A 25,885-nucleotide genomic window follows, 5' to 3' on the forward strand; every position below is an offset into this window, starting at 1 on the left:
CACACGGGGCCGCTCGCGCGACCTACCTGGCCGTCCACTCCGTCGATGCCGGCGCGCCGGCATCCGTCCCGCTTACCCGTTCGAAGCGCGCACCCGTCACGGAGGCGCGCCGGCGCGGCCGCACGCGGCCACGCTTCGCCACTCCTCCTACCATCTCGGGTCCTCGGGAGCGATGAACGGGGCGCTCCGCGCGCATAAGCGGCGGCGGTGTTGCACCGGGTCCACGCCGCGGGGCGCGAACCTCCGGCACCTCGGCCGCAAATGCGTCGCGAGCGTGGCGGTAGGGGCGCTCAGTGTGGCCCGGGCGCGACGCCGCCCGGACGGCGTGTGAATCGCGGGAATAAACCTCGGTCCGTCCACGATCCTGCCCAGATCGCCGGCCTAATGACAGCGGTCGTCCGTCGGACGATCGCGTCGGCTCCGGCCGTTCCCGCGCAACGATGGTCCTGCGATTTTCCCCCAACCGTTGCAGGTTTGCCATTGTTCGTCCCGGGCTGGCCGGTACTGTCCGCGTCGTCAGCGGCTCGCGCGCGGCTCTCGCGCGTCCCGAATGTCCGTCCGGGCAGGCTGGCTGCGCCTGTTCGGGCCTTGACCGCCGCAGGATCCCGCCGGACGACCGCGACCGGCGGCCGACTCCTGCCCAGACTCGAGGTGTGCCCGTGAGAGCTGATCCCGCGCGAAACGTCGAACCGGTCCGCCCGGCCGCCCGTCCGGGCGCCCGCCAGGTCTTCCTGTTCCTGCAGGGTCCGGTCACGCCGTATTTCGCCCGGGTCGCCGATGCCCTGGAGGCGCGGGGCCACCGCTGCCTGCGGGTGAACCTCTGCTTCGGCGACTGGCTGTTCTGGCGCCGGGCCGGCGGCGTGAACTTCCGCGGCACCCGCGAGACCTGGCCGGCCTTCATCGCCGACCTGATCGACCGCGAGGGCGTGACCGACCTGATGCTGCTCGGCGAGCAGCGCTACTACCACAAGGTCGCGATCGCCGCCGCCAAGGCCCGCGGCCTCAACGTCACGGTGACGGATTTCGGCTACCTGCGGCCGGACTGGATCACGCTGGAGCGCGACGGCATGTCGGGCGACAGCTGCTTCCCGAAGGATCCCGAGGCCGTGATGGCGCTCGCCGCCCAGGCGCCGGAGCCCGACCTGGTACCGCGCTACCGCGACAGCTTCCTCACCCAGGCCTCCTGGGACATGGCCTACCACCTGATGAGCAACTGGCTCTGGTGGCTCTATCCCGGCTACAAGTCGCACCAGGTGCACCACCCGGCCCTGGTCTATCTCGGAACCGGCCTGCACATCCTGCGCGCCAAGCGCACCGGCCCCCGGGGCGACGCCCTGGTGCGCCGCCTGCGCGAGGCCGGCACCCCCTATTACGTGCTCCCGCTGCAGATGGAGAACGACTTCCAGCTGCGCGCCTACTCGCCGTTCTTCGACCTGAAGACGCCGATCCACGCGGTGATCCGCTCCTTCTCCGAGCACGCCCCGGCGGAGTCGCGCCTGCTCGTCAAGATCCACCCCCTCGATCCCGGCATCCGCAACTGGTCGCGCATCGTGCGCCGCTCGGCGGCGAAGTGGGGCGTGGCCGACCGGGTCGATTTCGTCGATGGCGGCGACCTCGGCGCGATGCTGGAGGGCTGCCGCGGCGTCGTCACGGTCAACAGCACCGTCGGCCTGTGGTCGATGCGCGCGAACAAGCCGACCATGACGCTCGGCGCGGCGATCTACGACATCCAGGGCCTGACCTATCAGGGCGCCCTGGAGACGTTCTGGACGCAGGCCGAGCCGCCCCGGCGCGACCTCTGGGACGCCTTCATCAAGGCGATCGTCGCCAACATCCAGATCCGCGGCGTCTACTACAAGGGCGAGGGCCTGACCGCCGCCGTGGAGGCAACGGCTTCTCGCCTCGACCTCACGCAGGGCGCATGGCTGGAAGTCCGCTCCCGGGCCCGCACGGTCTCCGAGACCGGCGACGACCTGCCGGGCATCGAGGCGCTGCAGAACGCCTGATCACGCGAGAACCACCAGGTGGACGATCGACGGGGCCGGAAACGGCCCCGTTTTCGTTTGATCACACTGCCGCTGCGTCGCCGAATATTGGTTTTTTCATAGGTTAAAGCCAGATCGGCTACGCCTGTGCTGATCTGATGGCGCGAACCGTCGCGAAGAACGGTGCATCTCTCGCCGTCAGGGTCCGTGTTGCTGCAATGTTGCAGAATGCCGGCCGGACAGAAGTCTCGACCAACCGGACTGCACCGGCGGCAAGACCGCTCTCATCGCGCGACGACGCGCCTCGCGGGCGGTGAGCGCGGCCGCGTGCAGGACCCGGGGGAGGATCCGCTCCGATGTCGTCCCTCTCCACCTCATCCGCTCTCTCGGCCCCGTCGCTCGCCCGCTTCGCGGCGCGGGTCCTGGGTGGGGCCGTCCGGGCGCCGCTCTGGCTCGCGGGCGTCGCCGGGGCGGACAAGTCCTTCGCCAAGAACCCGATCCTCGGCAGCCCGGCCCTGAACCGGCTCGGCCTCCATGCCGGGCGGGTGCGGCTCGCCGCCCATATGGCCGAGCAGCGGCGCGCCCGGATGGCGCATCGCCTCGACCCGGCCGACCGTGCCGCCTTCGACCGCGACGGGATCGTGATCAAGCGCGACTTCCTCGACCCGGATGCCTTCGCGGCGCTGAAGGCCGAGATCTACGGGCGCCCCTTCGAGGCGCGGGAGCTGCGCCAGGGCCAGGCGGTGCAGCGGATGGTGCCCCTCGGCGGACGGGCGCTCGCAGAGTTGCCGCACCTCCGGGCGCTGATCGGGCACCCGGACCTGCGGGCCCTGACCCACTACGCCGCGTCGCGGGCCGGGGAGCCGGTCACCTATCTCCAGACGGTGCTGGCCGAGCCCGACGGGCCGAACGACCCGCAGACCGCGCTTCATGCCGACACCTTCCACGCCACCACCAAGGGCTGGTTCTTCCTGCACGACGTCGCCGAGGAGGACGGGCCCTTCACCTACGTGTCAGGCTCCCACCGGCTGAGGCCGGAGCGCCTCGCCTGGGAGCGGGCGCAGAGCATCGCGGCCCGCGAAGCCGCCAACGGCCACCACGCCGCCGGCTCGTTCCGGATCGCCGAAGCGGAGCTGGCCGGGCTCGGCTACGGGCCGCCGTTACGGGTCGCGGTGCCGGGCAACACCCTGGTCATCGCCGACACGTTCGGGTTCCACGCCCGCGCCCCGAGCCTGCGGGCGAGCACCCGGGTGACGGTGCACACCACTATCCGCCGCAACCCGTTCCTGCCCTGGACCGGCCTCGACCCCAAGGCGCTGCCGGGCCTGCGCGGACGGGAGCTGGCGCTCTATCTCGGCCTGCAGGACGTCCAGCGCCGCCTGACGGGCCGCGGCGCGCCCTGGCGCCCGGTCGGCGCCGTCGCCATCGACGCGCCGGCCCGGACGTGACGGGCGTGAGCCCCACCGCAGCGCCTTCGAACTCGTCCGAAGGCGCTGGCTATGCCCGAACGGGCGGCGGCGCCCCTGCGCCGGACGTCCTGGCATCGATCGATGCCAGGACGCATCGAAGAATCCTCACCCCCGCCGCAGCACGCGGCGCCAGACCAGAGACCAGACCTGCTTGAGCAGGGCCTCGGGGGTGAGGGCGCGGCGCGCCAGCTCCGGGTCGCCCTCGGCGAGGCGCTGCACCATGACCTCGGGCGGGCAGGGCAGGCCGGTCCGCGGGTCGACGTAGCGCGGGTAGAGGATGAGGGCGCCGGCCACCAGCTCGTCGAGCGTCAGGCGGCGGGTGCGGCGGGGGCAGCCCGGATCCTCGGTCAGGCCCCAGCCGGCATAGAAGGGCAGGCCGTGGGTGGTCACGGCCTTGCCACGCAGCAGCGCCTCGAAGCCGATCAGCGAGGTCACGACCTCGACCCGGTCCGCCGCCTCGATCGCGTCGATCGCCGAAACGTCGCGCAATACGACGTCGGCATGGGCGGCGAGCGCGTCCGGCGGCACCCAGCCGGGACGCAAGCCCGCCTCGACGTCCGGATGCGGCTTGAAGGCGATCACGGCACCGGGATTGCGCTCCCGGGCGAGGCGCAGGAGCGCGGCATTGCCCGAGACGGTCGCACCGCCGAGGCGGATCGAGGCGTCGTTCTCGACCTGGCCGGCGACCAGCACCACCGGTCCGGGCCGCGGCATCGCCGGGATCGCGGCGCTGCCGACATTGTACTTGCTCACCCGCGCCGCGACCACCGCCTCGCGGAGACGCGCCGCCCGGGCGAGGAGATCGGCCGGGAAGGTCCCGGTCTCGAGCAGGCGCTCGAGGTCGCTCGGACCCGTGGCATCGTAGTAGACGCCGGTGGCGTCGAGGACGTGCGAGGCGCCCGGCCGCAGGGCGACCCCGAGTCCGATCGAGCGCAGGAAGCCGTCCTCCATGCGCAGGAGCGGCACGCCCGCCTCGCGGCAGGCGGATTCGGTGTCCGGCGGCATCCGGCTGGCCCAGGTCACGACGCGCCGGACCTCCGCGAGCTCGCCCGCCGTCACCGGCGCATCGCCGCGGCGGACGACCGGGCGGAAGCCCGGCGCCGACAGGGTCTTGGTGATCCAGTCCCGCTTCCAGGCCGAGAAGCCGACGCAGAGGGTCGGCACCGCGTTCTCGCGCCAGCGCGACGCGACGAGATCGAGGGTCGCCACCGCGTCCTCGAACCGGGCGGGTGCCCCCGTATAGGGATCGAAGTAGCGCGAGCAGACCAGGTAGGCGGCGGCGAAGACGTCTGCCGGCTTGCGCCGGCGGGTGCGCCGGGGCAGGTGCAGCCGGTCGTCGGTGAAGCCCCAGCCGGCATAGAAGGGCAGGCCGAAGCAGGTCACGGGCGTGCCCGCGAGCGCTGCCTCGAAGCCGGCATGGGCCGAGACGACGTAGACGCGGTCGCACCCCTCGGCCACCGACCAGGCGGTGACGGGATCGCTCACCAGGCGGGCGCCGGCCGCTTCCGCCGCCGCCGCGTCGATATGGCCGCGCCGGCCGATTCTCGCGGCCGGATCCATCACCACCAGGCGCTCGGCCTCGGGCGCATCCGCGGCCGCGGCCGCCAGCATCGCCACGAAGGCGCTGGCGCCGGCGAGCCCAAACCCGACCGTCGGGTCGCCGACGGCCTGATCGACGATCACCACCCGCCGGCGGGTGGCGTCCGCCCGCGCCGGCAGGTCGCGGCGGCGCGGGTCGTTGTCGAGGCTGAGCCGCCCCTCGCGCAGGCGCGCGATGCCGGCCCGGGCGCGGGCGATGAGCTCGTCCGATTCCCAGCCGCCCTCCTCGAGCATGACCTCGAGCTCGCTCGGCGCCGTGGCATCGTAATGGATGCCGAGCCCGTCGATGATGTAGCTCATCGCGCGCTCGGGACGGGCGTCGCCGAGCCGCAGGAAGCCTTCGTCCCAGCGGTCGCTCAGGCGCACCCGCCGCGAGGTCGGCTCGCTGCCCAGGCGCCGCGAGCGTCGGGGACCGGGGCCCTCCGACTCCGACGGCATCCGGGGCCACAACCGCTTCAGCTTGCCGCGATCCATCCGCCTCTCACTCACTGCGGACTGTGCCGCCCCGGCCATGCAACCCGGAGCAGGGGCCGTTCCACATCACCCCGGCCCCGTCAAGCATGCGAGCCGCACGCGACGGACGGGGCCTCGTCGGGCCGGGCTCTGTCCTGCACCGGCTTTCCTTACAAGCGATCTGATTTTTGCAAATCCGGGCGATCGGATTTTTCCGCGACCCGGCGGGGACCGCCGTGCTACAGGCGCGGGCCGTGCCGCCGCGTTCCGATCCTCGGGAGAACCGCCCTTGCCCGTCATCCTGATCACCGGCGCTTCGAGCGGCATCGGCGCGGCCCTGGCGCAGCATTACGCCGCCCCCGGCACGACCCTGATCCTGAATGCCCGCGGGGCCGAGCGCCTGGAGGCGGTGGCCGAGGCCTGCCGGCGCAAGGGCGCCACGGTCGAGACCCGGGCCCTCGACGTGCGCGACCGGGAGGGCGTGCGGGCCTGGATCGACGACGTGGCCGGGCGCCACGGCCTCGACCTCGTCATCGCCAATGCGGGGGTCAATGGCGGTCACCCGGACGGGGGGCTCGAGACCGAGGAGACCGCCTTCCTGGTCCTCGACGTGAACCTGATGGGCGCCCTCAACGTGGCGCTTCCCGCCGTCGCCCGGATGGCGGCGCGGGGCAGTGGCCAGATCGCGCTGATCTCCTCCCTCGCGGCCTACGCGCCGCTGCCGGACGCGCCGGCCTATAGCGGCACCAAGGCGGCGCTCCTCGCCCACGGCCTCGCTCTGCGCGAGAAGCTGGCGCCGAAGGGCGTGCGGATGAACGTGGTCTGCCCCGGCTACGTGAAGACCGCGATGGGGGCCGATTACGAGGGCTGGCGCCCGCTCGAGATGAGCGCCGAGGCGGCGGCGAAGCGCATCGCCAAGGGCCTGGTCCGCGACGAGGCGGTGATCGCCTTCCCGGCGGCGCTCGCCGCGGCGGCGCGGGGCGCCGCGCTGATCCCGGAATCCTGGCGGCGCCTCGGCATGCGCGGCTTCAGCTTCCGGATGAGCGAGCGCCAGCAGCGCTGAGCCGATTCCTGTCACGAAAGACGATAGCCCCGGTGCGGATCGCCCTGTTCACCCTCGAGGCCCTGCCCAATGCCCGGGCTGTGCGCCGCTTCGTCGCCGACCATGCCGCGCGGATCGCCTTCGTGGGCCTGTCCGACCCCGAGCGGCCGAGCACCGGCGGGCTGACCGGCCAGGTGCGGCGCCACCTCGCGCGCTCCGGGCCCGGCTTCCTGCCCTACCTCGCGGTGAATTTCGGCCTGCCCGACCTTGCCCGGGGCCTCGCTCCCGCGACGCAGGCGCTCTCCGGCAGCCGCGACGTGCCGGAGGCGACGCCCCTGCGCACCCTGTGCCGGCGCCTCGGCCTGCCGCACGCCACCATCACCGACGTGAACGGGCCGCAGGTAACCGGATTCTTGCGCCAGCACCGGGCCGACCTGATCCTGTCTTTCCACTTCGACCAGATCTTCGACGCCGCGACCCTCGCGGCGGCCCCGAAGGGGGGCCTCAACGTCCATCCTTCACTGCTGCCGCGCCATCGCGGCCCGGTGCCGACCCTGCACGCGCTGCTGGAGGACAGGCCGGATTTCGGCGTCACCGTGCACCGGCTAGCGCCGGCGATCGATGCCGGGGGGATCCTGGCGCAAGCGCCGGTGGCGCTGCCCGAGGGCGTCACCGCCTCGCGGGCAGCCGTGCTGCTGCACGAGGCCGGGCGGCCGCTGCTGGAAGGTGTGCTGGCGGAAGCGGAGCGGGCGGGCGCATTGCCGGAGGGGCGGCGCGTCCCGGTCCTGCCCTATTGCGGCTTCCCGACACCGGCGCAGCTGCGCGACCTGAAGCGGCGGGGCCGGAGGCTCGTCGATGCCGGGGATCTGCGGGAGGCCTTGAGCCTGTCGCTCAAGCCGTAGGCGGGGGCCCCGGCCGGCCCCCGCGCGAAGCCCTCACGCCCGCCGCGACATCAGCCGCTCGACCAGCGAGCCGCCCTGGTTCAGCTCGTCGAGCTCGTCGGCGAGCACCGTCACGGTCTCGCGGATCTGCTCAGGGCTATGCTCGGAGGTAATGAAGAAGCGCAGGCGCGACGAGCGTTCCGGCACCGCCGGGTGGATGATCGGCTGCACGTTGATGCCGCGCTTGAACAGCCGGTCGGACAGGGTCACGGCCTTGAGCGAATCGCCGAGGATCACCGGGACCACGGCGAGGCCGAGGCTGGTGCCGGTATCGAGGCCGCGCTCGCGGGCGGTCGCGAGGAACAGGGCGCCGTTGCGGCGCAGGCGCGCCACCCGCTCCGGCTCGCGCTGCATCAGCGCCAGCGAGGCGGTGGCGGCGGCGGCCAGCGGCGGCGACAGGCCGACCGAGTAGACGAAGCCGCCCGCGGTGCATTTCAGCAGTTCGACCAGCGCCGCGGCACCCGCGATGTAGCCGCCGCAGGAGGACAGCGTCTTCGACAGCGTGCCCATCCAGATGTCGACGCTGCCGGGGGGCACGTCGCAATGCTCGTGCAGGCCGTGGCCGTCCTGGCCCAGCACGCCGAGGCCGTGGGCGTCGTCCACCATCAGCCAGGCGCCGTAGCGCTCCTTGAGGGCGACGACACCGGCAAGGTCGGGGGCGTCCCCGTCCATGCTGTAGAGGCCCTCGATCACGATCAGCGCCCGGCGATGCTCGTGGCGGGTCGCGTGCAGCAGCGATTCGAGGGCCTGGAGGTCGTTATGGGCGAAGCTGCGGCGCTGGGCGCCCGACAGCTGCGCGCCGGTGACCACGGAGTTGTGGATCAGGGCGTCGTGATAGATCACGTCGCCGGGCTCGAGCAGGGCCGCGATGGTCGCCACGTTGGTGGCGTGCCCGCTCACCATCACCACGCAGGCCTCGGTGCCGTAATGGGCGGCGAGCGCCTTCTCGAGGGTGAGGTGGCCCGGGCGCTCGCCGGCGACGATCCGGCTGGCCGAGGACGAGGTGCCGTAGGTGGCGAGCGCCGCTTGCGCCGCCGCGTTCACCTCCGGATGGCCGTTGAGCCCGAGATAGTCGTAGGACGAGAAGTTGGTGAAGGCGCGCCCGTCGATCCGCGTCGTGGCGCCGGCCTTGGCGTCGTGGACGCGGAAGAACGGGTTGCCGAGGCCGATCAGGTCGGCCGCGGAGCGCTGGAGCTTCAGCTCCTTGTAGGCCGGCAGGCTGTCGAAGCTCTGGGCCTGGGCGAGGGCGGGCTTGGGCGCCGGACGGGCCGGCGCCGGACGGACCGGAGCCTTGCCGAGACGGGCGGCGACGAAGCCCGCCAGGGCCTCGCGCCCGCCCGCGCCGTTGGAGGATCCGTGGCTCATTGGGTGATGACCTTGATGTCCTGGCTGTTCTTCTCGACCAGCGCCTGGAGCGATTGAAGGGCCTCCGCGTCGGCCGCCTCCACGCCGCCATGGCGCTGCGACAGGCTGAGCACCGCCGCCGCGCTCTCGTCGACCGGAGCCGCCACCGACTGGATCAGGGTGTCGGCGAGCTCGGTGACGGTCTGGCCGCTCGACACGCCGGAGGGCGGCGCGTCGAGGCCGAAGCGCTCCTGCAGGCTGGCGCCGAGCTCGACGCCCATCAGCGAGTCGAGGCCGATCTCCGAGAGCTGGCGCACCCGGCTGATGTCGTCCTTCGGCAGGCGCAGGATGCGGGCGATGTCCTCCACGATGGCGTCGGCGACGGTCTTGCGGACGTCGTCGAGGTCGTGGGCGCGGAGCAGGCCCGCGATGCTGATCGCGGCCTGCCCGCCGGACTCCGCCTGCTGCTCCGAGCCGAGGCTGGCATAGCTCGGGGAGCGCAGGGTGGCGAGGCGCTCGCGGGCCTTGCCCCAATGCATCGCCGCGATGGCGATCACCGCGTCGTCGGGCGCCGTGCCCTGCATCCCCAGTGCCTCGGCCATCAGGTCGAGGGACTTGCGGGCATCGACCGGGGTCACGCCGACGCGGCCGGCGAGGGTCTCCATCACCGCCTTGTTGCGGGCGAGCACGCCCACGTCGCCGATGGCGCCCCAGGCCACCGCCAGGGCCGGCAGGCCGAGGCGGCGGCGCTGGCGGGCCAGGCCCTCCATGAAGCCGTTGGCGGCGACGTAGGAGCCCTGGCCCGGATTGCCGATGAAGGTCGTGGCCGAGGAGAACAGCACGAAGTAGTCGAGCGCCCGGTCGCGGGTGAGGGCGTCGAGATGGCCGGCGCCGATCACCTTGGGGGCGATCACCGCCTCGAGGGCGGTGGCCTCGAGGTTGGCGATCAGGCCGTCCTGCAGCACCATCGCGCCGTGGATGATGCCGGCGAGCTTGGGACCCTTGGCCTCGACGCGCGTGATCAGGCGCTGCACCGCGGCGCGGTCGGTGATGTCGCAGGATTCCACCTGGACCGCGACGCCGCGGGCCGTGAGATCGGCGATCGCCGAGAGCGCCGCCTCGCCCGTGGGCGCCTTGCGGCCGACGAGAGCGATGTGGCGCGCGCCCCGGTCGGCGAGCCAGCGCGCCGCCTCGATGCCGAAGCCCCCGAGGCCCCCGGTGACGAGGTGGACGCGGTCGGGCGCCACCACGAAGGGCTTCGTCGTCTCGGCCGGGATCGTGCCGGCCTTCGGCGGCGCGATCACGATCTTACCGACGTGACCCGATTGTTGCATGAGCCGGAACGCGTCCGACACTTCTTCCGCCGCGAAGGGCTGGAAGGGTAGCGCCTTCAGGCTGCCGTCGGTGAAGAGCGCCATCACCTCGCGGAACAGCCGCTTGCCTTCCTCCGGCTGGAACTGGAGCAGCTGGTCCAGGTCGACGCCGAAATAGGACAGGTTCCGGCGGAACGGCCGCAGGCCGATATGGGTGTTGGCGACGTAGTCGCGCTTGCCCAGCTCGACGAAGCGCCCGAAGGGCTTGAGCGCGTTGAGGCTGCGCTCCATCGCCTCGCCGAACAGGCTGTTGAGCACCACGTCGACGCCGTCGCCGGTGATGCGGCGGATGTCGTCGACGAAGGCGAGCGAGCGCGAATCGAGCACGTGCTCGGCGCCGAGCGCCTTGACCAGCGCCCGCTTCTCGTTCGAGCCGGCGGTGGCGATGACCCGGGCGCCGCGCATCCGGGCGATCTGGAGCGCCGCGAGGCCGACGCCGCCGGCGCCGCCATGGACCAGCACCCACTCGCCGGCCTTGAGGCGGGCGAGCGTCACCAGGCCGTAAAAGGCGGTGAGGAAGGCCACCGGCGTGGTGGCGGCGGCCTCCGGCGACAACCCCTCGGGAGCCGCCGCCACGACCATCTCGGGCACCACGATATGGGTCGAGAAGCCGGACTGGGCGAAGGCCACCACCCGGTCGCCGGGCTTGAAGGCGGTCACGCCCGCCCCCACCGCCGCGACGCGGCCGGCGCATTCGAGGCCGAGCCGCGGGCCGGCGAAGCCGTCCTCGAGGATCTCCTCGGGCAGCATCGACAGGGCCCAGAGCACGTCGCGGAAGTTGAGGCCGGTGGCCTCGACCGCGATCTCGATCTCGCCCGCACCGGGGGCGGCGCGCTCGGCCGGGCCCCAATGCATCTCGTTGAGGCCGCCCGTGGTGCTGCGCTCGAGCCGCGCGGCGGGCGCCGCGGGACCGGAGCGGCGAGCCGGACGCGCGCCCTGCGAGAAGCGCACCACCCGGGTGCGGTCGTCGTCGACCACGATCTCGGTCTCCGGCGTGCCGGACAGGATCAGGTCGCGCAGGCGCTCGGCGGCGCGCTTCGACGGGATCGCCGTCGACAGGTCGATGCGGCGCACGTCGAGGCTCGCCACCTCGTTGGCGAGCGTCCGGGTAAAGGCCCAGACGCCGGCCTCGACGCCGCAGGCGAGCCCGCCGCGGTCGCGGGTGGCGCCGGGGCAGACCACCCAGAGCCGGGTCGGGCGGCTGCCGAGATGCTCGACGCAGCGCTTGAGCCCGAGGCAGCGCTCGCGCAAGCGCTCGGCCGGCTCGCCGCCGCGGTTGAAGGCCCCGGCGAGGTAGACCACCGTATCGGGCGTCTCGCGCTCCAGCTCGCGCAAGGAGGCCTCGGAATCGAGGATGATCGAGACGTGGACCCCGCTCGCGACCAGGAGGGTCGCCAGCGACGAGGCGGTCTCGGCCGCGAACTCGTCCTCGGAGCCGATCACGAAGGCGAAGCTCTGGCCGGAGGCCGCCTTCGGCCGGGGCGGGGCTTCCGCCAGCAGCAGGAGGTCGTTGCCGTTGCGGGTGACGGCGCGGTCCGCCGCGACCTTGACGAGGCCGACGGCGCTCAACGAGCGCTGCCAGCCCGCCACGTCGTCGAGGCGCCCGACCGGCACCTCGCCTGTGGTCTCGAACCAGCCCGGGGTGAGGCCGAACACCATGTCACGGAACAGCGAGGCGCCGGGCTCGACCGCCGCGAACAGTCCGCCGGCCGCCAGCGACGCGGCCAGCGGGGTCAGGAGGTCGCGGGAGGCGCGGTGGAGCCCGTCGCTCGCCAGCACAGCGTCGAAGGCGGCGAGCCCGAGGGTGGCCGGGTCCTCCACGACCGTGACGCCGGCCGGCAGCGCGAGGCGGGCGCGCTCGGCGAGGCGCCGGTCGGCCTCGAAGACCGTCAGGTGTGCCTCGTGCAATCCGGCGAAGGTCGCGACCTGGGCCGAGAGGGGCCCGAACCCGACCTGGAGCAGGCGCAGGGCCCGGTCGCGCGGCAGCGAGGCGGCGCTGTCGGAGAGGAGCCGCATCACCGCGTCGGCGGAGGCCCGCACGGTGGCGCCGCGGAGCGAGAACGCGTCGAGGGCCGCCTGCGGCAGGGACGGGGCGTCCGAGAGGGTGCCGGCGAGGATGCGCGACACCACGGCGCCGAGATCGGCGCAGAGCAGAAGCTCCGCCGACAGCTCCGGATGGTCCGCCGCGATCCAGCGCATGATCTCGTCGGGCGCAGGGAGAGTGACGTCGGCGCGCAGGCGCCAGCGTCCGTCGCCCGCACCGTCCGCCAGGCCGCTGACCTCGAGCGCCATGAGCTGGTTGACGAGCCAGGGCCGCAAGCCCGCCGGGAGCCGGCGCGAGGCCGCGACGTCGACGACGCCGCCGACCGCCAGACCGCGGGCCAGCCGGTCGGCGAGCGAGGTCGCCCAGCCTTCGAGCAGCATGTGGCCGGCGCCCAAACCCGCCTCACCGGTCGCCGTGACCGCGCCGGCCTGCCGGCGCACCAGGGCCGCGATGGCGGGCTGCGGCTCGAGGGCGATCGCCGTCGGCTCGGTGGCGAGCTCGGTGAACTGGCGGATCGCGAAGGCGTCGAGGTCGTTGCCCGCCTTCATGCGCAGGGCCTGGAACCGGCCCTCGCGCAAGGTGGCGACCACCTCGCCGGCCGCATCGACCAGGGTGAAGTCGGCCAGGATGCTGCGCTCGTTGCAGCGCCGCGTGCGGATCACCGCCCGGGCGATCACCGCGCCGGGGCGCACGAGGCGGATCTCGCCGAAGCGGATCGGCACGTAGGCCCGGCTCGCCGCCTCGCCGAGGAGGTCGGCGAAGAGCAGGATCAATCCGTGGAAACAGGAATCGAGGCTCGCCGGCGCCAGCCCATAGCGGGCATTCGCCTCGGCCGGCATCAGATCGGAGACGATGGTGGCGTCGTCGAGCCGGGCCGAACGGGCGACCTGCCGGAAGGTCGGACCGAAGCCGAGGCCGGAGGCCTTGGCGCGGGCGTAGAGCGCCTCGCCCTCGACCGAGGTCTCGGAGGGCAGGGGCGCCATGTCGCGGCCGGTGAGGCGCGGCGGCGGCGGCGTCTCGCCCTCGACCAGCTTGGCGACGGCGTGGAGCTGCCAGGGCGCCTGGCTCAGGCGCGGCCGGGACAGGATCTGCACCAGGTTGGCGCCCGGCGCGAACCGGGACAGCACCTCGCGCACCGCGTCCTCGGCGAAGACCATCGGCTGCTGGATCTCGAGATCCGCCAGCGTCACGCTCTCGGAGCGCACGATCTCGCGGCCGACCGCCAGCGCCATCTCGGCGAAGGCGGCGCCGGGCATGATCGCCTGGCCGTCGATGCGGTGGTCGTCGAGGTCGGGCACCGTCGCGACGTCGAGATGCGCCACCCATTCCAGCCCGTCCGGGCCCTGGCGGGCCCCGATCAGCGGATGATAGGGCCGGGCGCTCGCCGGGTTCATCGCCTCGGCGGTCTCGGGCAGGCGGAAGACCTTGCGCTGCCAGGGATAGTGCGGCAGCGCGACGGTCCCGGCCGGATCGGCGCCGAAGGCCACCTCCTCGTCGACCGCGGCACCCGCGGCGAGCGCCGCCGCGAGGGCGCGGCGGAACGGGTCGGCCTCCAGGGTCTTCTTCGGCAGCACGCCGACGGTGGCGGCATCGAGGCCGAGCGGCTCCAGGCAATCGCCGATATGGGGCAGCAGGGTCGGGCGCGGGCCGACCTCGACGAAGATCCGGGCGCCGGCTTGCGCCGCGGCCTGGACCGCTGCGCTGAACCGCACCGGCTCGCGGATGTTGCGCCACCAGTAGCCGGCGTCGAAGGCGCGTCCGTCGAGCACGTCGCCGGTCACCGTCGAGGCGAGGGGCACGGTCCCGGAGGCGGGCGCGAGACCGGCGAGGTCGCGCCGCAGCGGCGCCTCGATCGGGTCCATCAGCCGGCCGTGGAAGGCGTAGTCGAGGTCGAGCTTGCGGCCGCGGCGGCGCTTGCGGGCGAGCGCCTTCATGGCGGCATCGATGACCGCCACGGGACCCGCCACCGTCACGGCCTTCGGGCTGTTGTAGGCGGCGATGTCGAGCTCGGGATAATCGGCGAGGAAGGTCTGCACCTCCTCCACGGGAGCGAGCAGTACCGCCATGGTGCCGAGCCCGCGGGTCGCCTCCTGGTGCTTCGAGCGGTAGAAGATGACCTTCACCGCCTGGTCGAGGGTCAGGATGCCGGCGGCCTCGGCGGCGCCGATCTCGCCGACCGAGTGGCCGACGATCGCGGTCGGCGCGAGGCCGATCGCCCGCAGGGCCGCGGTGGAAGCGGCCTCGATGGCGAAGATCAGCGGCTGCGACACGCTGGTGAGGGCGAGGCGCTCCTCCAGGTCGTCGGCGAAGAGCGCGTCCTTCAGCGACCAGCCGGCGAGCGGCCGGAACAGGGCGTCGGTCTCGTCGAAGCGGGCGCGGAAGACCGGGTTGAGGGAATAGGCGTCCCGGCCCATCCCGGCCCATTGGCTGCCATTGCCCGAATACACGAAGGCGACGCCGCCGGCGCGCTCGACCGCGGTGGCGACGACCGCCGCCGGGGTCTCCTCGCCCTCGGCGACGCTGCGCAGCACCTCGGCCACGCCCTCGGCGCCGAGGTCGCGCAGCGGGATCGCGGCACGGACCGGCAGGCGCTCGCGGCGATGCGCGGCGGCCGCGGCGACGCGGGCGATCTCGGCCGCATCCGCCCCGTCGAGGCGGGCGGCGTAATCCTGGGCGAGGTCGGCGAGCGCGGCCTTGGTCTGGGCCGAGACCAGCAGGACTTCCGGTGCCGCTGCCGGCGCGGAGGGCGCGGCCGAGACCGGCGCCGGGTCGGTCAGGATGACGTGGGCATTGGTGCCGCCGAAGCCGAACGAGTTCACGCCGGCGAAGCGCTCCTGGCCGGTGCGGGGCAGGGGGCGCAACTCGCGATTGACCGCGAGGTTCAGCTCGTCGAACGGGATCGCCGGGTTGAGCTCGGCGCTGTGCAGCGAGGGCGGCAGCAGGTCGTGCTCCAGCGCCAGGCTGGCCTTGAGCAGGCCGGCCAGGCCGGAGACCGGCTCGGTATGGCCGATATTGGTCTTGATCGAGCCGATCGGCAGGGGCGCCGAGCGGCCACGGCCGAGCTTGCCGCCGATGGCGCCGGCCTCGATCGGGTCGCCCACCGGGGTGCCGGTGCCGTGCGCCTCCACGAAGGCGATCGCATCCAGGGCGACCCCGGCCTCGCGGTAGATCTCGTCGAGCAGCGCTCCTTGAGCGTAGCCCGACGGCAGGGAGATGCCGGTGGTGCGCCCGTCGGAATTGACCTTCGAGGCGGCGATCACGCCGCGCACCGTCGCGCCGTTGCGGGCGGCGGCCTGCGCGGATTGCAGCACCAGGACGACGCCGCCCTCGGCGCGCACGTAGCCGTCGGCGCTGGCCGAGAAGGCCTGGCACAGGCCCGTCCGCGACAGCATCGAGGCGTTGGAGAACGACACGAAGTTGAACGGGCTCACCAGCAGGTTGACGCCTGCCACCACGGCCGTGTCGATCCGCCCCGAGGCGATCGCCGCCACCGCGGCGTCGAGGGCGACGAGGGACGACGAGCAGGCGGTGTCGAGGGTGAAGCTCGGCCCCTTCAGGTCGAAGATGTAGGAAATGCGGTTCGACAGGATCGACAGCGTGTTGCCGGTCGCCGCATAGGCGTCGCCGGACGCGGCGTCGAGCACCCGCAGGTTGCCGTAATCGAGCGAGGAGGCGCCCACGAACACGCCGATCGGGCTGCCGGCGACGGCGGACGGGCGCAGGCCCGCGCTCTCCAGCGCCTCCCAGGTCAGCTCCAGCAGCAGGCGCTGCTGCGGGTCCATCTGCTCGGCCTCGCGGGGCGAGATGCCGAACACGGAGGGATCGAAGGACCAGGGATCGTCGATGACGCCGGCGGCCCAGGTGTAGCTCTTGCCGCGCTCCTGCGCCCGGGGATGCCCCATGCGCTCGAGGGACCAGCGGTCCTCCGGGATGCGCGAGACGGCGCACCGTCCCTCGATGAGCATCTGCCACAGGCTGTCGACGCCAGAGGCGCCCGGAAGCCGGCAGGCCCGACCGATGATCGCGATGTCAGGACGCTGTGTCACGTTCGATTCGCACACGCTCTTTTACGGAGGACCGGACGCGACGGCGCCGCACCCGGGCATTCAACCCAACCCATAGTATGAGGCCCGCGCCGCGCCAACCCCGGAACGGCGCCACCCGCCCCGAAGAAGCAAGACTTGGCTCAAGTGTGACATCCCTTCATCAGTCGAAGTCCTGTCGCACAATCAGGCACAACGCCTGCATACGCGATACAACACTGTCATCTGAAAGAAATGTCGGACTTCACAGACCATCCGGTTGAGCTTGACGCGATCCAGGCAGGGCCGGGGCGCGCTCGACACGTTAGACCCGATGAATCGGGTCGCAATGGGGCAGACCGGCGCGGGAATCGCCCGCGCGAGCGGTTGCGGTCAGAACGCCTTGAAGGTGATGATGGTGCGGGTATCCTGGATATCCGCGATGGTCTGCACGTGCTCGGCCACGAAATGCCCGATATCCACGCCGTCATCCACGTGGAACTTGGCGAGCACGTCGTAATGGCCAGCGGTGGAGTAGATCTCGGACGCGATCTCGCGGTCGGCCAGGGCGCTCGCCACGGTGTAGGTCTTGCCCAGGCGGCACTTGATCTCGACGAAGAAGGTCTGCATGGGCTGGCTCCCGGCGATCGGCGGTGTCTGATATTGGAAAAATTCTTAGGCGCCCGGCGCAGAGTCTCACGCCTGCGACGGCGGCGATCCGCGCCCCGGCCTCGATGACCGGTCAGGACCGCCCGATACTGGCATAAGTGAATCCGTGCCGGCGGGCATCCTCGGGCCGGTAGACGTTGCGCAAGTCGACCAGCACCGGCTCGGCCATCGCGCCATGCAGGCGCCGGAGGTCCAGCGCCCGGAACGCGTCCCATTCGGTCACGATCACGAGAGCCTGCGCCCCTTCGGCGCAGGCATAGGGGTCGGCGGCGTAGTCCACGCCGTTCAGCAGCGCGCGCGCCGGCTCCATCCCTTCCGGATCGTAGGCCACCACCGTGGCGCCCGCATCCTGCAAGCCAGCGATGATCGCCAGCGAGGGCGCCTCGCGCATGTCGTCGGTGTTCGGCTTGAACGTCAGCCCCAGCACCGCGATCCGCTTGCCCCGCACGCTCCCGCCGCAGGCCGCCACCACCTTGCGGGCCATGGCGCGCTTGCGGCTGTCGTTGACCGCCACCACCGTCTCGACGAGCCGCACCGGCGAGCCCGCATCCTGCGCGGTCTTGACCAGGGCCAGCGTGTCCTTCGGGAAGCACGAGCCGCCATAGCCCGGGCCGGCATGCAGGAACTTGCGGCCGATGCGGTTGTCGAGCCCGATGCCGCGGGCGACCTCCTGCACGTCGGCGCCGACCTGCTCGCAGAGGTCGGCGATCTCGTTGATGAAGGTGATCTTGGTCGCCAGGAAGGCATTCGCCGCGTACTTGGTCAGCTCGGCGGTGCGCCGGCTCGTCACCAGGATCGGGGCGTGGTTGAGGTAGAGCGGCCGGTAGAGCTCGCTCACCACGGACGCGGCCTTCGGATCGTCGGCGCCGATGACGATGCGGTCGGGGCGCTTGAAGTCGGAGATCGCCGCGCCCTCGCGCAGGAACTCGGGATTCGAGGCGACCGCGATGGCGATGTCGGGGCGCATCTCGCGGACGATGCGCTCGACCTCGTCGCCGGTGCCGACCGGCACGGTGGACTTGGTGACGACGATCGTCGGCCCGGTGACGGCGCCGGCGATGTCGCGGGCGGCCTGGTAGACGTAGGAGAGGTCGGCGAAGCCGTCGCCGCGGCGCGACGGCGTGCCGACCGCGATGAAGACCGCGTCGGCGCCGGCCACGGCCTCGGCGAGGTCGGTGGTGAAGGTCAGGCGCTCCTGGCGGACATTCTCGGCGACGAGCGCGTCGAGGCCGGGCTCGTAGATCGGGATGCGGCCGTCCTGGAGGGCGGCGATCTTCTCCGGCGCGGTGTCGACGCACACGACGGTGTGGCCGAAATCGGCGAAGCACGCTCCGGAGACCAGGCCGACATAGCCCGCTCCCACCATCGCAACGCGCATCTCACGTCCTCCCGGCAGCGGCGCAGCCCGGCGCCCGCGCGGATCGCTGTAGCGTTGCAGTGCGGAACGGGCAACGGTGGCGCCCTCACCAGAGGCGGAACAGCGCCTTCGCCCGAGCGAGGTTCGGATTGTAGTAGGGGTCGTTGCGCAGCTCCGGGCCCCAGCGCTCGGTCATGGTGGCCACCTCGGCCTCGAAGCGGGCGCGCTTCTCGGGCGTGTCCTCCTTGCCGCGGCTCTTCGATTCGTGGTGGGTCAGGGCGGCGTGGGGGGTCCAGATCACGCTGTAGCCGGCCTTGCGCACCCGCAGGCACAGGTCGATGTCGTTGAAGGCGACCGCCAGGCGCTCGGCATCGAAGCGGCCGACCGCGTCGAATACCTCCCGCCGGATCATCAGGCAGGCGCCGGTCACCGCCGAGACCTCCTGGGCGATCACCATGCGGCCGAAATAGCCCGGGTCGTCGGGCCCGATATCCGGGTGGCTGTGGCCGGCGACGCCCCCGACGCCGAGCACGACGCCGCCATGCTGCAGGGTGCCGTCCGGATAGGACAGCTTGGCGCCGACGGCGCCCACCGCCGGCTCGACCGCGATCGAGGCCATCTCGGTGAGCCAGCCCGGCTCGGCGATCTCGATGTCGTTGTTGAGGAACAGGAGCAGGGGCCCGCTCGCGGCCGCGGCGCCGTCGTTCGAGAGCCCCGAGAAGTTGAACGGGCCGGGGCGCGCCAGCACCCGCACCCGCCCGTCGGCACTCGCCTTCTCCAGCAGCGCTTTCGCGGCGGGTTCGGCGCTGCCGTTATCGACCACCACGACCTCGATGTCGGGATAGTCGGTCCGGTTGAGGAGCCCGTCGAGGACGACGCGCAGGAGCTCGGCCCGGTCCTTGGTCGGGATCACCACCGAGACCCGGGGCGCCGGATCGGGCAGGGCGCGCACCAGCCGATTGAAGCCGAGCGGCCCCCGCTCGACCCGGTGCGGCCAGCCGCGCCGCGCCACCAGCTCCTCGAGCGCCCGCAGGCGCGCCGCCTCGGCCCGGGCGAGGAACGCGTCCGAGAAGGTGCCGGAGCCGATCGCGGTGCGCCAGTGATAGAGGATCACCGGCAGGTGGCGCACGCGGGCCGGATCGAGCCGGTCGCTCAGGCGCAGGAGCAGGTCGTGGTCCTGGCTGCCCTCGAAGCCCGGCCGCAGGCCCCCCACCGCCTCGACCAGGCTGCGGCGCACCACGGTGAGGTGGTTGAGGTAGTTCTGGCCGTAGAGCAGCTCGGGGTTCCAGTCGCCCTTGAAGTGCGGCTCGAAGCGCCGGCCCTCGGCGTCGATCTTGTCCTCGTCGCTGTAGATCAGGTCGAGGTCCGGCTCGCGCCGGATGGCCTTGGCCACCTCGTAGAGCGCGTGGGCCGGCAGCACGTCGTCGTGATCCATGAAGGCGACGTAGGCGCCGCGCGCGATCCCGAGCGCGGTGTTGGTGGCGGCCGCGATATGGCCGTTCTCGGGCCGGCGCACGACCCGGATGCGCGGATCCTCGGCACTGGCCCGGGCGAGCAGGCGCGGCACCGCCGGATCGGTCGAGGCGTCGTCGGCGATGCAGAGCTCCCAATGCGGGTAGAGCTGGTCGCGGACCGAGCGCAGGGCCTCCTCCAGCACCCGCACGCCCGGATTGTAGACCGGCATCACCACCGAGATCAGGGCCGGGTCGCGCCACTGCGCCACCTCGGCCGCGATGCGGGCGCGGTCGGCGTCGCTCAACGTGTCGAGGTGGCGGACCCAGGTGTCGTAAGCCGTGAGCCCCGGCGGCACGAGGGCGCGGGCGAGGCGGTGCTGCGAGCGCACCCGCTTGCCGACGGAGCGCCAGAACAGGGCCTGGGCGGTGAGGACCGGCCGGCGCAGGGCCGCCCGCCCGACGAGGGCGAGGCGGCTTTGCACCGTGACGGTGAACTCGGCGATGCTCAGGCCCGGCTCGCCGAGCATCGGCGTCAGCCGCAGGGCCGTGGTGCCGGCGGGCAGCCGCCCGAGCCAGGTGAAGCGCCCGTGGCCGAAGGCGCGCTCGGACAGGCTGGTGCCCTGCGGCCCGTCCGGCCCATCCACGATCGCGGTCAGCTCGACCCGGCTGAAGGCGCCGTGATTCTCGTCCTTGAAGGCGATGCTGACCCACCGCGCGCCGAGCCCGAGATCCGCCACGTCGAGGCTCAGGCCCTGCGTCCCGAAGTCGAGCCGCAGGCGCGCGAAATCCCGCGCGACGACCCGCCCGCGCCCGAGGCGGAGCGAGGCGCGCAGAGGGGCGTGAAGGGGAGCGGCGGGGGAAGGGGTCTGGGCTGTCACCGGTCCTCGCGCCGTCTGCGGGCGGCCTCGCGGCGCGCCGTCATCTTCAATGAAATCAACTGGTTAGACCGATCGATGCGGTCGACCGTGTAGCAGGGCGGCGGCGTGACTGGCAAGGCCATCCCCGCGCAGGCGGGGAGCGCGCCCCCCCGGCCGGCAAGGACATCGAGGGATCCGTCCCCGCATGGGCGGTTCGTCCCCGAGTCGATTTCTTGGCCCGCCCCCCGGACCCCTGCCGTCCAGACGCGAGCCCGGAAAACGGCGTCGGCGCAGGAACCGGCGCAGGAACCGGCTTGTCACCCGCCGCAACTGCCTCTATACGCCCTCTCACACCGGGGCCGCGACACACGGCTCCGAGGGCGCGTAGCTCAGCGGGAGAGCACTACGTTGACATCGTAGGGGTCACAGGTTCGATCCCTGTCGCGCCCACCATTGCCACTCCGGATGTCGGGAGATTGCCTCCCCGGAGCGGTACCGGACCGAGTGGTCCGGATTGGATGAAAGAGAGAGATGGCCCCTCGTTCGCGAGGGTGGCCGATCGGGGCTTCTGGGCAGGCGCTGCGCGAGCGGTGCGCCTAATGAGCCAGATGGGCGCGTAGCTCAGCGGGAGAGCACTACGTTGACATCGTAGGGGTCACAGGTTCGATCCCTGTCGCGCCCACCATCATCCCTTTCGCATTCGTGACCTGCGACCGGCTCCTCGCCGACGAGGATTTCCCTCATGACCGACCAGGATGTAGGCGTGGCCTTCGCCACCCTGGCGACCGCACTCGCGGTCGCGCTGCACAAGCAGGGCGTCGCCGACGGCGAGGTGCTGCTGGCCGAGACCGTCGGCACCCTTGAGGCCGTGCTGCAGGACGATTATCCCGAAGGGGCCCGGGCGATCCTCTCGGCCTGCGCCCGCTCGCTGCGGGCAGCCGAGGGCTGAAAGCGACCCGACGCGATCACCGCCGGGCGATCCCGGTCCGGTTCGTCGGCCGGGTTCACGTCGTTGAGCCCGACACCGAATACCTGAACCATCGCGGGCTCCGCCACAGTTCAGAGAGAATGCGGCCTTGGTCGGCCTCGTGACGAGGCCGCTCCGGGCAGAGCGACAACGACTGGACGGGTCCAGAGATCTGAACAGACCGGTACGCGAGAGCCTACCCTTACCCGGGCCAGAGACGCGCGCACGGAAAGGCGCTCGTTCCGGGCACGATCCAGGCACATCGAGCCTCGCTTGTGACATCTCTCAGGTCGATGCAGCGTGTCATATCCTCGCGCTTCCGAACGCGTCCGTTCAAAGGCGCGGCGGGTATCACGTGGCTCGCTCCCGACCGGCAGCAAGCTCCCGACGGCTTGTTCCGCCGGGGCTTTCGGGCCCGGATCCGGCTACGCGTGGATCACCCGCCCATAGGCGTCGAGCACGCTCTCGTGCATCATCTCCGACAGCGTCGGATGCGGGAAGACCGTGTGCATCAGCTCTTCCTCGGTGGTCTCGAGGTTCATCGCCACGACGTAGCCCTGGATCAGCTCCGTCACCTCGGCCCCGACCATGTGGGCACCCAGCAGCTGGCCGGTCTTGCGGTCGAAGATCGTCTTCACCAGGCCGTCGGGCTCGCCGAGCGCGATCGCCTTGCCGTTGCCGGCGAAGGGGAAGCGGCCGACCCGCACGTCGAAGCCCTGCTCCTTGGCCTTGGCCTCGGTGAGGCCGACCGAGGCGATCTGCGGCTGGCAGTAGGTGCAGCCCGGGATCTTGCCCTTGTCCATCGGGTGGGTGTGCAGGCCCTTGATCGTCTCGACGCAGATCACGCCCTCATGCTCGGCCTTGTGGGCCAGCATCGGCGGGCCGGCGACGTCGCCGATGGCGTAGATCCCCGGCACGTTGGTGCGCCCGAGCCCGTCGGTGGCGACGATGCCGCGCTCGATCGTGACGCCGAGCGTCTCCAGCCCGAGAGTCTCGATGTTGCCGACGACGCCGACCGCCGAGATCAGCTTCTCGGCCGTGATCGTCTGGGTCTTGCCGCCCTCGCTCTCGATCGTGGCGGTGACTGCGTCGCCGCCCTTCTCGACCTTGGTCACCTTGGCGCCGGTGAGGATCTTGATGCCCTGCTTCTCGAAGCGCTTGCGGGCGTGCGCGGCGATCTCGGAATCCTCCACCGGCAGGATCTGCGGCAGCAGCTCCACCACCGTCACCTCGGCCCCCATCGTGCGGTAGAACGAGGCGAACTCGATGCCGATCGCGCCCGAGCCCATCACCAGCAGGCTCTTGGGCATCGTGTCCGGGACCATGGCCTCGTAGTAGGTCCAGATCTGGCGTCGGTCGGGCTCGATGCCCGGGATCGCCCGCGGGCGGGCGCCGGTCGCCACGATGATGTGCTTGGCCCCGTAGGTGCCCGCGCCCTTGGCGCCCTTCGGGGCCTCCGCGCGCTTCGTCTCCTGAACCTTGACCCGGCCGGCCTCGTTGCCTTTAGGCGCCGCCTCGAGCGTGGCCTCGCCCCAGATCACGTCGACCTTGTTCTTCTTCAGGAGCATGCCGACGCCGCCGTTGAGCCGGCCCGAGACGCCGCGCGAGCGCTTGACGATGGCGCCCACGTCGAACCCGACATTCTCCGCCGAGAGGCCGTAATCCTTGGCGTGCTGCATATAGTGGTAGATCTCGGCCGAGCGCAGCAGCGCCTTGGTGGGGATGCAGCCCCAGTTGAGGCAGATGCCGCCCAAATGCTCGCGGTCCACCACCGCGGTCTTGAAGCCGAGCTGCGCGGCCCGGATCGCCGCCACGTAGCCGCCGGGACCGGCGCCGATGATGAGGACGTCGTAGGTGTCGGACATTCAGGTCTCCGGCAGTCGATCCGGGTGGGGCAGGGCGGCGGCTGTCAAACCAGCATGCCCATCGGGCTCTCGATCAGGCCCTTGAAGGCGGCGAGCAATTCGGCGCCGAGCGCCCCGTCGACCACCCGGTGGTCGCAGGAGAGGGTGACGGTCATCGCCTGGACCACAGCCGGAGCGCCGTTCTTCGCCACCACCCGCGCCTCGCCGGCGCCAACCGCCAGGATGGTGCCGTGCGGCGGGTTGATGACCGCGCCGAACGACTTGATGCCGAACATGCCGAGATTCGACACCGCGGTGGTGCCGCCCTGGTACTCCTCGGGCTTGAGCTTCTTGGTGCGGGCGCGGGCGGCGAGGTCCTTCATCTCGGCCGAGATGGTCGAGAGGGTCTTCTGCTCCGCGCGGCGGATCACCGGCGTGAACAGCCCGCCCTCGATCGCCACCGCGACGCCGACATCCGAGTGGCGGAAGCGCAGGATGCGGTCCTCGGCCCACACGGCATTCGCCGCCGGCACCCGCTGCAGGGCGAGCGCCAGCGCCTTGATGACGAAGTCGTTGACCGAGAGCTTGAAGGCCGGCTTGCCGTCCTTGTCCTTCGTCGCTCCCGCATTCACCTGCTCGCGCAGGGACAGGAGCGCGTCGAGCTCGACGTCGAGGGAGAGGTAGAAGTGCGGGACGGTCTGCTTCGACTCGACCAGGCGCTTGGCGATGGTCTTGCGCATGCCGTCGAGGGGCAGCTCCTCGTAGGAGCCCGGCTCGAACATCCCCATCACCTGCCTGGCGGTGAGACCGGAGGGCGGGGCCGCCGCAGCGGGCTTCTGGGGCTGGGCCTGCTCGGGCTTCGCGGCGGGGGCGGGGGCGGGGGCCTCCTTGGCGGGCTGGGGCGCGGGCTTGGCCGTCCCGCCGTCGAGGGCGGCGCGCACGTCGCGCTCGATGATCCGGCCGTGCGGGCCCGAGCCCTGCATCGCGGCGAGGTCGACGCCTTCCTGCTTGGCGATGCGGCGGGCCAGCGGCGAGGCGAACAGGCGCCCGCCGGGTGCCGGGGCGGCCGCGCCGTTCGACTTGCCGCTCGACGGGCGCGCGCCCTCCGGCGCGGTGTCGACCCGCTCGTACGACATCGTGCCGCCGCCGGGCGTCTCGTTGCCGGCCGGCGCCCGGGACTTTCCAGCTTCGGGCGTCTCAGCCCTGGCGGGGGCCTCAGCCCTGGCGGGGGCCTCAGCCCTGGCGGGGGCCTGGGCCGTCTTCGCCGGCCCGGTGCCGCCGGCCTGCACGCTGCCTAAATCCTCGCCCTCCTCGGCGATGAGGGCGATGAGGTCATTGACCGGCACGTCGGCGGTGCCCTCCGGCACCACGATCTTGGCGAGCACGCCCTCGTCGACCGCCTCGACCTCCATGGTCGCCTTGTCGGTCTCGATCTCGGCGAGCACGTCGCCCGACTTGACGGTGTCGCCCTCCTTCTTGAGCCACTTGGCGAGGTTGCCCTTCTCCATGGTCGGCGAGAGGGCGGGCATCAGGACGTTGATCGGCATGGATTCAGGTCTCGGCGGGAGGAGGGGCGGCCGGATCGTCGAAAGGCGGGGAATCGAAGGGGAACAGGTCATCGAGCGGGAAGGAGACGGCGTCGAAGGGCGGAAGCGCGACCGTTTCGCCGCGCTCGACGGTGCCCAGCAGCAGCCAGCGGCCGCCGGTCAGGGCGAAGCCTTCGAGTACGCCGTCCGTGGGATCGAGCAGCCAGAGATGGCCGACACCGGCCTCGGCGTAGATCCGCCGCTTCGGCCCGCGATCGAGGCGGGCGGTGGAGGGGGACAGGATCTCGCAGACCCAGTCCGGCGGGATGTCGGTGAAGGCCGTTTCCGGCTCGACTGGCAGCCGCTCGCGGCGCCAGCCGGCGATGTCGGGCACGACCACGTGACGGCCGAGATGCACCTCCGGCTCGATCACGAAGATCCAGCCGCCAGGGCCGCCGCGACCGCGCCGGAAGGGCAGGGTCAGCTCGGCATACAGCTCGCCGGCGGCCGTACCGTGCCGCATGCGCGGCCGCGGATGCGTTTCCAGCACCCCGTTGATGATCTCGGCCACGAGGTGGTCCGGCACCGCCTCGAGGTCGGCATAGGTGGCCCAACGCGGCGCGGCCTCGGCCATGGGGAGCCTCAGTTGAAGCTCTCGGGATCGAGGCTCTCGGCCTCCATCCCGGCGCGGATGCGCGCGAAGGCCTCCTCCTCGGACATCTCGGTCTCGCGGGCGTAGACCCGCGCCGCCTGGCGGGCGAGGTCGACGAGGAGCCGTCCCCAGGTCGCCGGGTCCTCGAAGGAGCGGCGGAGCGCGAAGCTCACCGCCCCGTCGACCACGGCGGCGCGCAGCACCTCGATGCCGCCCTGCTCCTGGGCATCGGGCGGGACATCGAGGGCCTCGAAGCGGGGTTCGTCCTCTGTCATGGAATCGTTCCC

General features: G+C 72.1%; 15 protein-coding genes and 2 tRNA genes. 7 read left to right on the top strand and 10 right to left on the bottom strand.

All coding sequences use genetic code 11. From position 1 onward, the window contains the following. Positions 1–659: 659 nt before the first annotated feature. Both DA075_RS06205 and DA075_RS06210 read left to right on the top strand, forming a co-directional pair. Positions 660–2,006 carry a capsule biosynthesis protein gene (locus tag DA075_RS06205; protein ID WP_099952475.1) on the top strand — a complete coding sequence of 449 codons (1,347 nt, stop codon included), beginning with the start codon at positions 660–662 and terminating at the stop codon, positions 2,004–2,006. A 335-nt stretch (positions 2,007–2,341) separates the two neighbouring features. Continuing rightward, complete coding sequence (locus DA075_RS06210) at positions 2,342–3,433, top strand: phytanoyl-CoA dioxygenase family protein (RefSeq protein ID WP_099952476.1); 1,092 nt, start codon at positions 2,342–2,344, stop codon at positions 3,431–3,433. Between the two features lie 126 nt (positions 3,434–3,559). Here the strand turns inward: DA075_RS06210 and DA075_RS06215 are convergent, their stop codons facing one another. Beyond that, on the bottom strand, positions 3,560–5,527 hold the full coding sequence (locus DA075_RS06215) for a capsular polysaccharide biosynthesis protein (RefSeq protein WP_099952477.1): 1,968 nt from the start codon (positions 5,525–5,527) through the stop codon (positions 3,560–3,562). A gap of 268 nt (positions 5,528–5,795) precedes the next feature. On the opposite strand from DA075_RS06215, the gene DA075_RS06220 reads away from it, so the two are divergent. Then, positions 5,796–6,569, top strand: coding sequence for an SDR family NAD(P)-dependent oxidoreductase (locus tag DA075_RS06220; protein WP_099952478.1), 774 nt, complete (start codon positions 5,796–5,798; stop codon positions 6,567–6,569). 23 nt (positions 6,570–6,592) lie between these two features. Beyond that, positions 6,593–7,450, top strand: a complete 858-nt coding sequence (locus DA075_RS06225) for a formyltransferase family protein (RefSeq protein ID WP_174800152.1) — start codon at positions 6,593–6,595, stop codon at positions 7,448–7,450. 33 nt (positions 7,451–7,483) lie between these two features. Here DA075_RS06225 and DA075_RS06230 read toward each other — a convergent pair whose 3' ends face one another. From DA075_RS06230 to DA075_RS06250, 5 genes are all read right to left on the bottom strand, one after another. Beyond that, positions 7,484–8,854: an aminotransferase class I/II-fold pyridoxal phosphate-dependent enzyme gene (locus DA075_RS06230; protein ID WP_099952480.1), complete on the bottom strand. Its 1,371-nt coding sequence runs from the start codon at positions 8,852–8,854 to the stop codon at positions 7,484–7,486. Continuing rightward, on the bottom strand, positions 8,851–16,296 hold the full coding sequence (locus tag DA075_RS06235; RefSeq protein WP_099952481.1) for a type I polyketide synthase: 7,446 nt from the start codon (positions 16,294–16,296) through the stop codon (positions 8,851–8,853). The genes DA075_RS06230 and DA075_RS06235 overlap by 4 nt, the downstream gene beginning before the upstream one ends. Before the next feature lie 369 nt (positions 16,297–16,665). Continuing rightward, on the bottom strand, positions 16,666–16,902 hold the full coding sequence (locus tag DA075_RS06240) for an Lrp/AsnC ligand binding domain-containing protein (protein WP_048426071.1): 237 nt from the start codon (positions 16,900–16,902) through the stop codon (positions 16,666–16,668). Between the two features lie 112 nt (positions 16,903–17,014). Further along, entirely contained in the window at positions 17,015–18,319 is a 1,305-nt protein-coding gene (locus DA075_RS06245; protein ID WP_099952482.1) for a UDP-glucose dehydrogenase family protein, read from the bottom strand. 85 nt (positions 18,320–18,404) lie between these two features. Beyond that, complete coding sequence (locus DA075_RS06250) at positions 18,405–20,528, bottom strand: glycosyltransferase family 2 protein (protein WP_244936600.1); 2,124 nt, start codon at positions 20,526–20,528, stop codon at positions 18,405–18,407. Positions 20,529–20,987: 459 nt separating this feature from the next. Here DA075_RS06250 and DA075_RS06255 point away from each other — a divergent pair. The 3 genes from DA075_RS06255 (at position 20,988) to DA075_RS06265 (ending at position 21,558) form a co-directional block, all read left to right on the top strand. After that, positions 20,988–21,062, top strand: a tRNA-Val gene (locus DA075_RS06255). 157 nt (positions 21,063–21,219) lie between these two features. After that, positions 21,220–21,294: transfer RNA gene (locus tag DA075_RS06260), tRNA-Val, on the top strand. Positions 21,295–21,351: 57 nt separating this feature from the next. Beyond that, positions 21,352–21,558 (top strand): hypothetical protein, encoded by a 207-nt coding sequence (locus DA075_RS06265; RefSeq protein ID WP_099952483.1) that lies wholly within the window; start codon positions 21,352–21,354, stop codon positions 21,556–21,558. A 443-nt stretch (positions 21,559–22,001) separates the two neighbouring features. Here DA075_RS06265 and lpdA read toward each other — a convergent pair whose 3' ends face one another. Genes lpdA through DA075_RS06285 form a run of 4 tightly spaced genes read right to left on the bottom strand, consistent with a single transcriptional unit; the run spans position 22,002 to position 25,873 of the window. Continuing rightward, positions 22,002–23,441 carry a dihydrolipoyl dehydrogenase gene (gene lpdA, locus DA075_RS06270; RefSeq protein WP_099952484.1) on the bottom strand — a complete coding sequence of 480 codons (1,440 nt, stop codon included), beginning with the start codon at positions 23,439–23,441 and terminating at the stop codon, positions 22,002–22,004. 44 nt (positions 23,442–23,485) lie between these two features. Continuing rightward, positions 23,486–24,967 (bottom strand): pyruvate dehydrogenase complex dihydrolipoamide acetyltransferase, encoded by a 1,482-nt coding sequence (locus DA075_RS06275; protein ID WP_099952485.1) that lies wholly within the window; start codon positions 24,965–24,967, stop codon positions 23,486–23,488. 4 nt (positions 24,968–24,971) lie between these two features. Beyond that, the gene (locus DA075_RS06280; protein WP_099952486.1) at positions 24,972–25,580 is read right to left on the bottom strand and encodes a Uma2 family endonuclease; all 609 of its coding nucleotides are present in this window, start codon (positions 25,578–25,580) and stop codon (positions 24,972–24,974) included. 8 nt (positions 25,581–25,588) lie between these two features. Then, complete coding sequence (locus tag DA075_RS06285; protein WP_099952487.1) at positions 25,589–25,873, bottom strand: DUF5076 domain-containing protein; 285 nt, start codon at positions 25,871–25,873, stop codon at positions 25,589–25,591. Positions 25,874–25,885 lie beyond the last annotated feature (12 nt).

Origin of the sequence: Methylobacterium currus, from assembly GCF_003058325.1 — a bacterium.
Classification (GTDB): domain Bacteria; phylum Pseudomonadota; class Alphaproteobacteria; order Rhizobiales; family Beijerinckiaceae; genus Methylobacterium; species Methylobacterium currus.